The 14,246-nt window shown below is 40.6% G+C and carries 12 protein-coding genes; 10 read left to right on the forward strand and 2 right to left on the reverse strand.

The window, feature by feature from the left end; genetic code table 11:
- The first annotated feature begins 8 nt into the window (after window positions 1–8).
- Both ABJK37_RS24060 and ABJK37_RS24065 read left to right on the forward strand, forming a co-directional pair.
- Window positions 9–212, forward strand: a complete 204-nt coding sequence (locus ABJK37_RS24060) for a hypothetical protein (protein WP_348359134.1) — start codon at window positions 9–11, stop codon at window positions 210–212.
- Window positions 213–248: 36 nt separating this feature from the next.
- The gene (locus tag ABJK37_RS24065) at window positions 249–1,991 is read left to right on the forward strand and encodes a tetratricopeptide repeat-containing diguanylate cyclase (RefSeq protein ID WP_348359137.1); all 1,743 of its coding nucleotides are present in this window, start codon (window positions 249–251) and stop codon (window positions 1,989–1,991) included.
- Between the two features lie 23 nt (window positions 1,992–2,014).
- On the opposite strand, the gene ABJK37_RS24070 is transcribed toward ABJK37_RS24065, so the two are convergent.
- Both ABJK37_RS24070 and ABJK37_RS24075 read right to left on the reverse strand, forming a co-directional pair.
- On the reverse strand, window positions 2,015–2,506 hold the full coding sequence (locus ABJK37_RS24070) for an FKBP-type peptidyl-prolyl cis-trans isomerase (RefSeq protein ID WP_348359140.1): 492 nt from the start codon (window positions 2,504–2,506) through the stop codon (window positions 2,015–2,017).
- A 244-nt stretch (window positions 2,507–2,750) separates the two neighbouring features.
- Window positions 2,751–5,138: an AAA family ATPase gene (locus ABJK37_RS24075; protein WP_348359143.1), complete on the reverse strand. Its 2,388-nt coding sequence runs from the start codon at window positions 5,136–5,138 to the stop codon at window positions 2,751–2,753.
- Between the two features lie 351 nt (window positions 5,139–5,489).
- Between ABJK37_RS24075 and leuS the strand changes: the two genes are divergently transcribed.
- The 8 genes from leuS to rodA are packed head-to-tail and all read left to right on the forward strand — an operon-like array spanning window position 5,490 to window position 14,239.
- Window positions 5,490–8,093 (forward strand): leucine--tRNA ligase, encoded by a 2,604-nt coding sequence (leuS, locus tag ABJK37_RS24080; RefSeq protein ID WP_348359146.1) that lies wholly within the window; start codon window positions 5,490–5,492, stop codon window positions 8,091–8,093.
- A 46-nt stretch (window positions 8,094–8,139) separates the two neighbouring features.
- On the forward strand, window positions 8,140–8,634 hold the full coding sequence (gene lptE / locus ABJK37_RS24085) for an LPS assembly lipoprotein LptE (RefSeq protein WP_348359149.1): 495 nt from the start codon (window positions 8,140–8,142) through the stop codon (window positions 8,632–8,634).
- Window positions 8,634–9,671, forward strand: a complete 1,038-nt coding sequence (gene holA, locus ABJK37_RS24090; protein WP_348359152.1) for a DNA polymerase III subunit delta — start codon at window positions 8,634–8,636, stop codon at window positions 9,669–9,671. Before lptE ends, holA begins: the two co-directional genes overlap by 1 nt.
- Before the next feature lie 7 nt (window positions 9,672–9,678).
- Window positions 9,679–10,350, forward strand: a complete 672-nt coding sequence (gene nadD / locus ABJK37_RS24095) for a nicotinate-nucleotide adenylyltransferase (protein ID WP_348359155.1) — start codon at window positions 9,679–9,681, stop codon at window positions 10,348–10,350.
- Window positions 10,351–10,397: 47 nt separating this feature from the next.
- Window positions 10,398–10,715, forward strand: coding sequence for a ribosome silencing factor (gene rsfS, locus ABJK37_RS24100; protein WP_348359158.1), 318 nt, complete (start codon window positions 10,398–10,400; stop codon window positions 10,713–10,715).
- A gap of 4 nt (window positions 10,716–10,719) precedes the next feature.
- The gene (gene rlmH, locus ABJK37_RS24105) at window positions 10,720–11,190 is read left to right on the forward strand and encodes a 23S rRNA (pseudouridine(1915)-N(3))-methyltransferase RlmH (RefSeq protein ID WP_348359305.1); all 471 of its coding nucleotides are present in this window, start codon (window positions 10,720–10,722) and stop codon (window positions 11,188–11,190) included.
- Window positions 11,191–11,192: 2 nt separating this feature from the next.
- Entirely contained in the window at window positions 11,193–13,121 is a 1,929-nt protein-coding gene (mrdA, locus tag ABJK37_RS24110; protein WP_348359161.1) for a penicillin-binding protein 2, read from the forward strand.
- Window positions 13,121–14,239 (forward strand): rod shape-determining protein RodA, encoded by a 1,119-nt coding sequence (rodA, locus tag ABJK37_RS24115; protein ID WP_348359164.1) that lies wholly within the window; start codon window positions 13,121–13,123, stop codon window positions 14,237–14,239. The genes mrdA and rodA overlap by 1 nt, the downstream gene beginning before the upstream one ends.
- Window positions 14,240–14,246: the final 7 nt, after the last annotated feature.

Below are 14,246 nucleotides of genomic sequence, written 5' to 3' on the forward strand. Positions count from 1 at the left end.
GAACGACAATGACCGCTATACAAATATTAGAAAAGCTCGGGGCTAACGCCTCATTTAACCCTAATAATTTAACGGACTTAAATAAACAAGAAATTTTAGAACTATCAGAAAATGACGAAGATTTTAATGCTGCGTTAATTTTGAGTCATTCGCCCGCAGAAGAGGATGCTCCAGAAGACGAGCCCGAAGAAACCCCAGAAGATAAAGTTTAAAATATAGGTCTATGCTCATAATATAAAGCTTTTAATATGCGCAGATTTTTAATACTTATCTTTGTATCCGTTTCGTACGGAGCCTTAGCGCTAGAAAGTAGTGAATCAATTTCAGAGCAAAGGCTCCAACAAGTAAACAATTTAGTACATAAAGAGCCAGAAACGGCGAAAAAACTAATAGCAAGCATTGACGTAACTAAACTATCACCACCAGACGCACAGCTCCTCGATTATTTATCAGCTTTTCTTGTGGCCACCTCTGGTCAGTTAGACGAAGCAATTACAAAATTATTACCTCTAACAGCCCCAAACTCAGATTTGAACATTCAGATTCGATCTCATTCTCTACTACTACTTATATATGCCGGGGTGCATGATTGGGAAAGTGGTTTAAGTTCCTTGGCTGTTCTCACTGAAATCATAGAGAAAAATCCCCAGCACAAGTTGAGAGAAGCTGTTTATTCCAATATTGTTAACTTTTATAATCTTATTGGTGAATATGAAATTGCCAAGCAGTATGTAGATAATGTTATTGATTCTTTCGAATCTAGCGACAACAAATGTTCACTCTCCACCCAAGACGTTTACGCAGAACTTAAGTTAAACTCAGAAAAGCTGACTGAACAGGTATTCTTAGAAGTTATCGATTCTTGCAAAGCGACAAATTCCATATACGCCGCCCATGGAGCCTACACTTATTTGGCTGAATACCTCATCTCTCAAAATAGATATTTAGATGCAGAAAAAATCTTGTTAGATAACCTTGAAGAAGTTGAAGGTACTGGCTTTCACACCATGACGGCTTCATTTTATGCAACGCTTGCAGAAATAAATTTACTAAATAATCAGTTTGATGAAGCTCAATCCTATGCAAAACGAATAATTGATAGCGAAAGCAAACACCAAAGTGCTGAAAGTATTGCAACCGCTTACAAAGTGTTATCTAAAACCTCTGAAAAACAAAAATTATATGAGCATGCGCTTAACTATTACAAAAAGTATTCTGAAACTAAGCAAATCGAAATAGACCAAAATAAAGCAAAATTACTAGCCATCCAAAAGGCTAAGGTAGACGCGGTTAAAAAGAATACCCAAATTGAGATACTTGATAAAGAAAATATGCTGTTAAAGACCCAAGCACTTTTAGATAGTGAGTCAGCCCAAAATAAACGCTTAGCTTTAGCCTTACTGACAATGGTGTTAGTCATGTTTGTGTTATGGACCTATAAAAACCGCAGAAACTACCTGCGAATGCAACATTACGCTCAAACAGATGAACTAACAGGTATAGCAAACCGTCACTATTTTACTCAACTAGCCAGTACCGCCATAAAATACTGCAAACGAACGGATCAGCCTGTTAGCTTTATAATATTTGACCTAGATTACTTTAAACGTATTAACGATAGCTTTGGACACCAATCTGGCGATATAGCATTAAAAATCGCAGTCAACGCAGCCAAACTGGCGTGCCGTAAAAACGATATAGTTGGACGTTTAGGCGGAGAAGAATTTGGTATTTTGTTACCGGGCTGTGCCAGTCACTTAGCATCATTTATCGCTGAAAAGTGCCGTAAAGCGGTCGAACAAGCAGATTATTCTTTATCAGGACATGGATTAGATGTAACAGCTAGTTTTGGTATCGCAGATTCCAGCAACTGCGAATACGATTTCGAAAAGCTATTCGCAGGCGCTGACTTTGCATTATACCAATCTAAAGACATGGGCCGAAACAGAGTGGTGCAATACCAAAAAGAAACAGCTAGTTTCCATATTTAATATTGCACAATAGAAGTTTATTTTTAGTGGTGATGTCCACCAACACCATGAGCATGTCCATGTTCAATTTCTTCGTCAGTAGCTGCCCGTACATCTTCCACTTGAAATTCAAACTGCAAGGTTTTTCCGGCTAAGGGATGATTAGTATCTACTGTTACCATAAACTTGCCCGCTTTAATGATGGTTACTTCACGCTGCCCTTGTTCAGTATTTACCACAGCTGTCATACCCGCTTTCCATTTTGGTTTCTTTTCGGCACTCATTAAATGTTTTACTGATATTCGTTGTTCGCTATCTGTTTGAATCTCGCCAAACGTTTCCGCCGCTTCCAATTCGGCTTCTAGCACGTCTCCTTTTGACATGGACTCTAACGACTTTTCAATACCCGGCATCATATTGTTATAGCCATGTAAATAAGCAACGGCTTGCGCGTCAAAATTAGATTCTACCTCTTTTCCATCTAAGTCTTTGATTCGATAATGAAATTGTACAACCGTACCTTTTGAAATTTTCATAATGTAGTCTTTTATAATAAAAAATTGAAGGCAATATCATAACAGATATATCGCTTCACATTAGAAGTGTGAAACGATATACGCCGCGATGGGTAAAATTAAATCTGCGGTTTCAGAAAACCGGCTGATATCAAAACTTAACGTTTTGATTCATTTGCTTGTTGGATAAACAAACCGCTACTTTGTCGATACACATATTAATCAATCTGAAGAAGCAATTGATAAACCTAGTAGGGTAATTGTTTTAATCATCATCAGCGCCTGCCACAATATTGGCAATGTTCAATAAACTAGAAACTGCCATATAGTTTACTGATGTTTTTGGATAGCGGCCTTTAGAATTATGCACTCCCGCTTCCTTATCCATTAACAAAGTCAAGGCGTCATCCACTGTTTCAACTACACAGATATGGAACTTCTGGGCTTTTACTGCTGCCAATACCTCTTTATCAAGCAAAAGATTGACTTGATTAGACTTGGGAATAATCACCCCTTGAGTGCCAGTTAAACCTCTGTGTTGGCAAAGCTTAAAGAACCCCTCAATTTTTTCATTCACGCCGCCTACCGACTGTACTTGTCCATATTGATTAATTGAGCCGGTGATCGCTAAATCCTGACGCACAGGAATTTTAGTTAGCGCTGATATGAGAGCGACTAATTCAGCTAACGACGCACTGTCTCCGTCAATGTGCCCGTAAGACTGTTCAATAGCAATATTGGCTGACAAAGTTAACGGAAATAACTGTGCGTATTTATGCCCCAAGTACCCAGTTAACAGCATGACTCCTTTAGAGTGACTAGGTTGTCCTAGTTCGACTTCACGCTCAATATCCACTACACCATTCGCACCTGCGTAAACAGTTGAAGTTATGCGCGCTGGCGTGCCAAACATACTGTCGCCGATTTCCAGTACGGTTAAACCGTTGACTTTACCCACGTCAACGCCTTGGGTTGCGATTAATATCTGGCCTTGTTTAATGTCGTCTAAAACGGCTTCACTTACACGACCGGTTCGGTGAGTTTTCGCCGCCAAAGCCGACTCGATATGGGTGACATCTAGCTCTTGGGTTTGTTGTTGTCTGCAAAAATATTCTGACTCATGAAGTAGCTCAAGCACATCTGAAAAACGTGCAGATAAACGCTGTTGATGTTCTGCAAGTCGCAAACTGTATTCTACAAGGCGGTACATAGCTTTTGCCGATATGCTTTGTAAACCCAGTTCTTTTACTTGGATTCGTACACGTCCAACAAAATCAAACAAAGTTTTTTTGTCTAATGGAATTTCATGATCAAAATCTACTAACACTCTAAACAATTCATAAAACTCATCGTCGTAATCTTGCAAGGTGTAATAAAGATCTCGAGACCCCAACAAGATGACTTTAACGTCTATGGGTATTTGTTGTGGGTTGAGAGTAATAGAATTAACCATTCCCACATCGTGCTGTGGTAAGTCCATTTTTAATGAACCAAATTTAAGCACTAACTTGAGAGTTTCCCACGCGTAGGGTTGCTCGATTAGTTTGTCTACATCTAGCAACAAATACCCACCATTTGCTTTATGCATTGCTCCGGGGCGGATCATCCTATAATTGGTAAAAACTGAACCTTGGATATTGGTATATTCAACCCTACCAAACAAATTTTGGTGCGTTGGATTCGCTTCATAAACAACAGGTGACCCACTATTAAGCTCATGGGATACAATAATATTGGGTAAATATTGTTCCTCCAAAATGGAACGTTTATCGTAATCATCGTGCTTGTCGTCTTTTTTGTCATCAGCTAATACTTCCACCACCGTTTCCACTAAGTGAGGCTTAAGCTGTCGCAAAAATTTCAAAATGGCCAAGTCAGAAGAATACTTATGTTCTAAGTCTTTTAGCAAAGGCCTAATCCCTTGCTCCGCTGTTTCTTTCTTCAAAGTCCTGAGTTTTTCGGCTGTAGCGCGTTTCCATTTTGGCAACTCGATTAATGCTTCGCTTAACTTGTCCTCAAGTTCATCAATCAATTGGTAATAGTGCTGTCTTTGCTCGTCGGATACGTTAGAAAATTCAGCGTCTGTAACAGTTTTACCATTGATAATAGGCGAAAAAGAAATAGTACCGGCGTCTTCACATAAGGCGATACTGTGCTGCAAGGCTTGTTGTTCAACATCATCAATAGCCTTGTCGTAGCCTTGATCGAACTCACGAGTGATAGCGGCTTTCTTACGTTGGTAACCGGGGTTATCAAATGCAGCTGGAAACGTGTCTAACAACTCATCAACAAGATTTTCCATGTCTTTGACCAGCTTTTTACTTTCTCCTGCTGCTAATTTTAGAGAAAAAGGCTCTCGCTCATCTTCAAAGTTGTTGATATAACACCAATCATCAGGAGTAACGGTTTTACTCACATATTTATCAATAAACTCATGAACTAAGGTAAAACGTCCAGTGGCTTGTTCACCCATCACATAGAGGTTATAACCTCGCGCCTCTATACCCAATCCAAAAGACAACGCGTCACGCGCCCTATCCTGTCCGATAAAAGTGGTATTCAGTGCTTGTTGATCTTTTAGTGCTTGATTAATCAAACGCCGGCTGGGTTTTGCAGTCAACTGCTGCAGATGTAAGGCATATTTGCTTTGCATGTTAAAAGACTTATTTACCACAAATTAGGAATATATCAATTAGTGAAACCTGTATTCATCAGGCTGTCAAACAGATACGAAAAGAATCGAAAATAATGTCGATAAGTGACTATTTTTAATACAATTGCTATTTGTTTGTAATTCTACAAACACTAAGGTTGTAATCGCCTATTTTTTGCTCATATAAATATAAATGACTTCATACATCAAAAAAATTTTGAATAAGCTCCATAAATCACGCATTTACTATTGTTAGCATGGGATACGCTAAGGTATTCTAACAAGCTAAATTTTATATCATTGTGTAAGGTTATTTTGACCTTATCCCTCTAGTCACGGAAATCTTTGTTAATGGCCGAAAAACAGTATCAACCTCAAGAAATAGAAAAAGAGGTTCAAGCCTATTGGGAAACCCAACAAACTTTTAAAGCGCAAGAAGACCCTAATAAAGAAAAATTTTATTGTCTTTCTATGTTTCCTTACCCTAGTGGCCGTTTACACATGGGCCATGTACGCAATTACACCATAGGTGATGTGATTAGCCGTTATCAGCGGATGTTAGGTAAAAATGTGTTACAACCAATGGGTTGGGATGCGTTTGGCCTTCCAGCCGAAAACGCTGCTATCAACAATAACACGGCACCCGCTAAGTGGACCTACTCAAATATTGAGTATATGAAAACCCAATTAAAAACCTTGGGATTTGGTTACGACTGGGATCGCGAAATCGCCACGTGTAAAAAAGAATATTATCGCTGGGAGCAATGGTTTTTTACACGTTTGTTCGAAAAAGGATTAGTGTATAAAAAAAATGCGACCGTAAACTGGGATCCTGTAGACCACACGGTTCTTGCTAACGAACAGGTAATTGATGGACGTGGATGGCGCTCTGGCGCATTAGTTGAGCAAAAAGAAATTCCGCAGTGGTTTGTAAAAATCACCGACTATGCAGAAGAATTGGTTAACGATTTAGAACAATTAGAAGAATGGCCAGAACAAGTCCGCGCCATGCAAAAAAACTGGATTGGCCGTTCAGAAGGCGTAGAAATAACCTTTGAACTTGAGAATCCTGTTGCACAACAAGCAAATTTTGACGTGTATACCACCAGGCCCGACACATTATTAGGTGTGACCTATGTAGCGGTTGCGGCACAACATCCCATAGCCTTAGAAGCAGCCAAATCAAACACTGAATTAGCTGAATTTATCGAAGAATGTAAAACCACGAAAGTAGCAGAAGCTGACATGGCCACCATGGAGAAAAAAGGCTGTGCAACGGGTTATTACGCGGTTCACCCACTAACGGGTGACAAAGTACCAGTTTGGGTAGCGAACTTTGTGCTTATGGGATACGGCTCAGGCGCAGTAATGGCGGTACCGGGTCATGACCAACGTGATTGGGAATTTGCGACTAAATATGGCCTTGAAATAAAACAAGTTATCCAAGGTGACGCACAAAGTACTATCGAATGTGATCTCTCAAAAGCAGCCTATACTGAAAAGGGCATACTGATTAATTCTGGCGAATTTAATGGTCTGAATTCAGCTCAGGCGTTTGAAAAAATTGCCGAATCACTCAGTGAACAAGGTAAAGGTAAAAAGAAAATCAATTATCGCCTGAGAGACTGGGGCGTTTCTCGACAACGTTATTGGGGCAGCCCAATCCCGATGTTAAATCTAGAGAATGGTGATTCAGTTCCGGTACCTAGTGACCAATTACCGGTGGAGTTGCCAGAAGACGTGCATATGAACGGCGTTATTTCTCCCATCAAGGCAGATCCAGAGTGGGCAAAAACCGAATTTGAAGGGCAACCAGCATTACGGGAAACCGATACCTTTGATACCTTTATGGAGTCATCTTGGTATTACGCTCGTTATTGCAGTGCTCAAAATGATCAAACCATGCTAGATCCTCAACAAGCTAATTACTGGTTACCTGTCGACCAATATGTTGGTGGAATTGAACATGCAATTTTACATTTATTATATTCGCGGTTTTTCCACAAATTGATGCGTGATGAAGGTTTAGTGCAGTCTGATGAACCATACAAGCGTTTATTGTGTCAAGGAATGGTGTTAGCCGACTCATTTTACCGTGAAGACGAAGCAGGCAAAAAAGTCTGGTATTCCCCTGCAGATGTAGTCAGTGAAAAAGATGATAAAGGTCGGATTATCAAATCGGTACTGAAATCAGACGGACAAGATGTGATTCATCACGGCATGATCAAAATGTCAAAATCTAAAAATAATGGCATAGATCCGCAGCAAGTTATTGATTTATACGGTGCAGACACCATCCGCGTATTTACTATGTTTGCCGCTCCTCCAGAACAAACGTTGGAATGGATAGACTCTGGAGTTGAAGGTGCCCATAGGTTTGTAAAACGCCTTTGGACGCTAGTACAAGAGCATATCGAAGCCGGTGAAATTGCAACTATCAATAAGGCTAATTTATCTAGTCAGCAAAAAAATCTTAGACGCTTAATTCACAAAACCATTGAAAAAGTCAGTGATGATATTGGTCGTCGTCAAACATTTAACACCGCTGTTGCTGCCACGATGGAATTACTTAACCACTTACAGAAAGCAGATAAAACATCTGAGCAAGATTTAGCGGTGATGCGTGAAGGTATAAATGCCATGGTTTTATTACTTGCGCCTATCGCTCCGCACATTTGTCATGTGATGTGGAAAGATTTAGGTCATAGGAATGAAGTTGAAACTGCACCTTGGCCAGTGGCTGAAGCTGAAGCTATGGTTGAGGATGAAAAACTGGTTGTTGTGCAAGTAAACGGTAAAGTCAGAGCCAAAATTACAGTTGCTGCAGACGCAACAAAAGAGCAAGTTGAAAGCTTAGGCTTAGCTGAACAAAATGTGCAGCAACATATAGAAGGCAAAACTATCCGCAAAGTTATTTATATAGCGGGTAAATTACTCAACATAGTGGCCAATTAAGGTGTTCAAAACCATAGGCTTAAAAATCTGCGTCCTTGCTATTGTTATGACAATAGCAGGATGTGGATTTAAGTTACGTGGTGACTATGGTCTTCCGGTTGGAATCGAACAACTGCAATTATTGGCCTTGCAAAAAAACACCCCTCTTTACCGAGTGTTATGGAAGCAACTACAAGGTTACAAAATCGACGTTTTGGATAACACCGCCAGTGGTGCTCAACTCGAATCAGAAATAGATGCGATTGTTTATCTAACCTCAGATAAACTTGAGAGACGTTTATTGTCGTTATTTTCGACGGGCCAAGTGGCAGAATACGAATTGGTGTACACCATAAAATACCAAGTCCAATTTCCCTCTGAAGACCCTCAAGAAATGGAGTTCGATGTCACCCGAGAATATCAAGACGACCCTGATGCTGTATTAGCAAAGTCTCGTGAATTGGACCTAATTCAAAACGAAATGCGTCAAGAAGCCGCCAATCGTATTATTCGTCAAATAGCCAGTTCTCATAGTAGCTGGCGACAAACAAAAGGTGGCTAATGCAGGTTTATCCAAACCGATTTAGTGTTGACGCGTCTGCGCAACTAAAACCCTTTTATCTAATTTTTGGTGATGAGCCTCAACAAAAACTTGAATGTATAGAAATCATTAGAGTTGCTGCGCTTGCCCAAGGATTTGATGAACGCCAATCTTTAGTAGTCGACGCTCAATTTAGCTGGGATACCCTAATTGAAGCCACACAAACCTTATCGTTGTTCTCAAGCAAGCAGCTTATCGAGCTTGAGTTACCCACCGGAAAACCTGGAGCAGAAGGAAGTAAAGTTTTAGCAGCCATCGCACAAAACGTTAATCCCGATGTATTGATAGTGATACACGGGGGCAAGATTGGCAAAGATGTACAAAACACAAAATGGTTTAAAGCGGTGGATAAACAAGGGATTTATGTACCTTGTTACCCACTAGAAGGCAATGCCCTGTATCAATGGTTAAATAACCAAATGCGACAATCAGGCATGCAGCCATCACAACATATTTCACAATTGTTAGTGGACTATTGTGAAGGTAACTTACTTGCTGCCAAGCAAGAAATTCAAAAATTGATATTGCTCTACCCACAAGGCAACCCAAGCTTAGAACAAGTTGAAGAAGCGGTAGTCGATCAATCTAGGTTCACTGTGTTTCATTTAATCGACGTTTTGCTCGCAGGAGAAGCGCAAAAGGCAATCAAAATGCTTTATCGTTTGGAAAGCGAAGGCGTAGAGCCTAATATTATTGTGTGGGCATTAACGCGTGAGTGGCAAACTCTGCAATCTTTATTATTCGAGCGCCAACAAGGTAAAACGATCAATTGGAATCAACATCGTATTTGGAAAAATAGGCAACCTTTTTATCACTCAGCTTTACAACGGTTATCCTTAGAGCATATGCAAGCGCTACAACAAAAATTAACCGAGTTTGATAACGCAATTAAACAATCTCAAATAGTTCGTCCTTATGTGGAGCTATGCCATTTATGCTTGTTATTTGTCCCATGCTCGTTACATAACTTACCTCTAGATTATGGCTCTTTAGACTAACGTTTTCATGAAACTTACTCCTCCTTTAGGTATTTTTGGCGGTACATTTGATCCCATTCACAATGGGCATATATTTCCTGTACTAGAGGCAGCAGAAAAGACCAATATTACAAAGATTGCCTTAATGCCGTGTTATATTCCCAGTCATAAAGATCCTGCCACTGCTAGTAGCGAAGATAGGCTTAAGATGGTGGAATTAATTTGCGGCCAGTACCCTCTTTTTTATGCTGACTCACGAGATATTAATCGTGGCAAACCCACATTTAGCGTCGACTCCTTAACAGAAATACGTCAATCGATGCCTAATACTCCACTGTGTTTTTTCATAGGCACAGATTCGTTGCAAAACTTGTTTACTTGGCACAACTGGGAAAAACTATTTTCGCTCTGTCATTTTGTAGTATGTAGTCGCGTCGGAGAAACCTTAAACGCTCAGAATACCTATTCAGACGAGCTACAAACACTGTTAAAAAAGAGACAGGTAACCGATCCGTTTGCGTTGCATAATAGTCTCGCGGGATATATTTACCTTGCCAATACCCAAACTTTAACAGTGTCATCTACAAAAATAAGAGAACAAATCTTTAATAATCAACCAGTTGACAAACTTTTACCCTCTAAAATATTAGATTACATTCAGCGCCATAAGCTCTATCAGCCACATACTGATTTCTGTTAAACTATGGCAAACTCATACTGTATAAAATTCAACCAAAAGGAAAACCTTTGGATCACCAACAATTAAAAGCGTTCGTAATAGAAAAAGTCGAAGACTTAAAAGGCCGCGACATCATCGATATTGATGTCGCAGAAAAATCCTCAGTTACCGAAACTATGATCATTTGCTCAGGTAACTCTAAACGTCATGTTATTTCGATTGCCGAAAATGTGGTAGTTGAAGCCAAACAAGCGGGCAACGCACCTTTGAGTATTGAAGGCCGGGAGACTGGCGATTGGGTGTTAGTGGACCTAGGTGATGTGGTTTTGCATGTCATGCAAGACGAAGCGCGAGACTTCTATCAGTTGGAAAAACTCTGGGCCTAAGTCTGTGCGTATACAAATGATTGCAGTGGGCATGAAAATGCCTAAATGGATTGAACAAGGGTTTTCAGAATATTGCAGACGTTTTCCTGCGGATATGCCTTTGCAACTAACCGAAATCGCCGCGGGAAAACGAGGCAAAAATGCTGATATTAAACGTATCTTGCAAAAAGAAGGTGAGTTGACTCTTGCAGCTATTCCTAGGGGTAATAGAGTCGTCACTTTAGAAGTAACAGGTGCTCCTTGGGACACCCCAAAACTCGCAAAAACCATGGAAAGCTGGCAAATGGACGGTAGAGATGTCAGCTTATTAATTGGCGGGCCAGAAGGATTGGCTCCAGAATGTATAAGAATTGCGGAACAAAAGTGGTCGTTGTCGAGTCTTACCCTACCGCACCCCTTGGTACGTATCATTGTTGCAGAAAGTCTGTATCGAGCTTGGTCAATTAATAATAACCACCCTTACCATAGAGAATAACATTGCCTAATCCGCGTATCCTCATAAAAGACCATTCAGCGGAAGCCAACCTTTTTGCAAGGCGCACCTTTATTGGTCTCTTAGTGGTATTTGTAATGATTGCGATGGTGTTGACAAATTTGTATTACTTGCAAGTCAGTCGCTTTGAAGACTATCAAACTCGGGCAAACGGAAATCGCATAAAAGTGTTACCCGTGGCGCCAAACCGCGGATTAATCTACGATAGAAATGGCATTTTATTGGCAGAAAACCGTCCGGTCTTCAGTTTACAAATTATCCCAGAAGAAATTGAAGATTTAGAGGTCACTATTCAGGCACTCAGTAATTTATTAGAAATCGATGACGAGGATATCAGTGACTTTTATAAAGATTTAAAAGGTAATAGACGTTTCAAACCAGTTAATTTAATTAATCGCTTAACCCCCAAAGAAGTGGCGCTATTTTCAGCAAAACAACATAATTACCCTGGCGTATCTGTCGAAGCTAGATTAGCGCGATACTACCCCTATGGCAGTGCGCTTACCCATGTATTAGGATATGTTGCCAAAATTAATAAAAAAGACCTACAAAAACTCAGTGAAGCGGGATTTGAAGCCAACTATGCGGCCACCTACGACATCGGCAAACGTGGCATAGAAAAATATCACGAAGAAATACTTCACGGAGAAGTGGGATTTCAAGAAGTGGAAGTCAATAATCAGGGTAGAGTAATTCGGACTTTGAACTTCAACCCTCCTACACCCGGTCAAGATATCGTTTTAAACATTGATATGAATTTGCAATTGGAAGCCGAAAAAGCCTTTGATGGCAAAAAAGGCACCGTCGTTGCAATCGACCCCAAAGATGGAGGCGTGTTAGCTTTATATAGTAGTCCAAGCTACGACCCTAACCTTTTTGTGCATGGGATCAGTAGTAAAAATTATAAAAAATTACTCACCACTGACCGACCATTATTTAATCGTGCTACCCAAGGGCAATATCCCCCAGCGTCAACTGTTAAACCGTTATTAGCATTAGCGGGGCTCGAAGAAAAAGTTATTACACCAGAAAGTCGTATTTATGATGTAGGTAAATACCAGTTGAAAAATGTTGAGCGAATCTGGCGTGACCATAACCCATGGGGGCATGGGTGGGTGGATGTAACCAAAGCGATTGAAGTGTCCTGTGATATCTACTTCTATGATATGGCTTATAAATTGGGCATAGACCGCATCAGTGAAAGTATGAACGAGTTTGGTTTTGGTGATTACACAGGCATTGATTTACATGAAGAAGCGGATGGCATCATGCCAAGTAGAGGCATAGTAAAAGCCTTGTTTAATCGCCCTTGGTACATTGGTGATACTATCAATATAGGAATTGGGCAAAGCTATTGGACTGCTACACCGGTACAACTTGCCCAAGCGATAGTGACTTTGGTCAATAAAGGCAAACGTATAATCCCACAGATTATACGCGGAAATATGCAAAACGATGAAGTCATATTGCAAGGAATAAGAGAAAGGCGACCCATTGCGATTAAGGACGAACACAACTGGGATGTCGTATTAGATGCGATGTACGGAACAGTTAACCGAAAAGGCTCAGCGCGCAAAGCATTTAGAGGTGCTCATTACATATCAGCAGGAAAAACAGGTACAGCGCAATTGGTTACTATCGCACAAGATGAAAAATATGACGCCGAAAAACTCTCTAAGAAAAATCGAGATAATGCGATGTATGTGGGATACGCACCCTACGACGCACCACAGATTGCAGTCACTGTAGTGTTAGAAAATGCAGGCCACGGCGGCGCTGAAGCGGCTCCGATCGCGCGTAAAATGATGGATAATTTTTTCAGAGATCAAATATTTCCAGAACATCAAGTAATAGAGCATTTAGGGCAAGAAACAGAAAGCGCAGAGTCAACACAAGCAGAGGTGCAACATTGATGCTTAGGACCAAGCTCGCTCCAAACAGCCGTTCGTTTTGGGACAGAATACATTGCGATGTATTACTATTATTGGGGCTTTTAGTGCTGATGGTGGTAGGACTGGTGACTATTTACTCTGCTGGCGGCCAAGATTTAGGTCTAATTCAAAGGCAGTTAACACGCCTTGCTGTGGCTTTAGGTGTGATGTTAATTGTGGCGCAAATTCCTATCATGACCTATCAAAAACTGTCCGTGTATTTTTATGTCATTGGGGTGGGTATGTTAATTGCCGTTTTGGTCATTGGGGTATCTAGTAAAGGGGCTCAGCGTTGGTTAGATTTAGGGGTATTTCGCTTTCAACCTTCCGAAATAATGAAACTAGCGGTACCTATGATGGTGGCTTGGTATATCAGCCGCTTTAATTTACCGCCCAAAACTTGGCATATCCTAATTGGCTTTGTTTTAGTAGGCATTCCGACGCTACTAATTGCTCGCCAACCAGATTTAGGCACCTCGCTATTGATAGCAAGTTCTGGTGTATTTGCCTTGTTTTTGGCAGGTATGAGTTGGCGCTTTATCTCTTTTGTTGCAATTGCTACTTCTGCTTTCACACCTATCATGTGGATCTTTTTGATGAAGGATTATCAAAAACAAAGAGTCTTAACTTTTCTCAATCCAGAATCTGATCCTCTAGGTTCGGGTTATCATATTATTCAGTCTCAAATAGCCATTGGTTCAGGTGGCGCCCAAGGAAAAGGCTGGCTGCAAGGCACACAATCACAACTAGAATTTTTACCAGAGCGCCATACCGATTTCATTTTTGCTGTGTTCAGCGAAGAATTTGGTTTTTGGGGCGTCGTTGCACTACTAGCAATTTATGCCTTTATCGTGATTCGTGGCATGTTAATAGCCGTTAAGGCTCAAGATGCCTTTAGTAAGATCCTAGCGGGTAGTATCACCCTCACATTTTTTGTCTATGTTTTTGTTAATATGGGCATGGTTTCTGGTATTTTACCTGTGGTAGGTGTGCCTTTACCTTTGGTGAGTTACGGCGGTACGTCTATGGTAACCCTGTTAGCGGGTTTTGGTATTTTGATGGCCATTAGTACTCAAAAAAGAATCATGTCGCGAGAATAATCAGGGT

It is taken from the genome of Paraglaciecola sp. (genome assembly GCF_039964565.1).
In the GTDB taxonomy this organism is placed as follows: Bacteria; Pseudomonadota; Gammaproteobacteria; order Enterobacterales; family Alteromonadaceae; genus Paraglaciecola.

Coding starts and splice junctions, on each gene's coding strand:
- ABJK37_RS24060 (WP_348359134.1), top strand. CDS start 9: ATGACCGCTATACAAATATTAGAAAAGCTCGGGGCTAACGCCTCATTT.
- ABJK37_RS24065 (WP_348359137.1), top strand. CDS start 249: ATGCGCAGATTTTTAATACTTATCTTTGTATCCGTTTCGTACGGAGCC.
- rodA (WP_348359164.1), top strand. CDS start 13,121: ATGCTTAGGACCAAGCTCGCTCCAAACAGCCGTTCGTTTTGGGACAGA.
- ABJK37_RS24075 (WP_348359143.1), bottom strand. CDS start 5,138: ATGCAAAGCAAATATGCCTTACATCTGCAGCAGTTGACTGCAAAACCC.
- nadD (WP_348359155.1), top strand. CDS start 9,679: ATGAAACTTACTCCTCCTTTAGGTATTTTTGGCGGTACATTTGATCCC.
- leuS (WP_348359146.1), top strand. CDS start 5,490: ATGGCCGAAAAACAGTATCAACCTCAAGAAATAGAAAAAGAGGTTCAA.
- ABJK37_RS24070 (WP_348359140.1), bottom strand. CDS start 2,506: ATGAAAATTTCAAAAGGTACGGTTGTACAATTTCATTATCGAATCAAA.
- lptE (WP_348359149.1), top strand. CDS start 8,140: ATGACAATAGCAGGATGTGGATTTAAGTTACGTGGTGACTATGGTCTT.
- holA (WP_348359152.1), top strand. CDS start 8,634: ATGCAGGTTTATCCAAACCGATTTAGTGTTGACGCGTCTGCGCAACTA.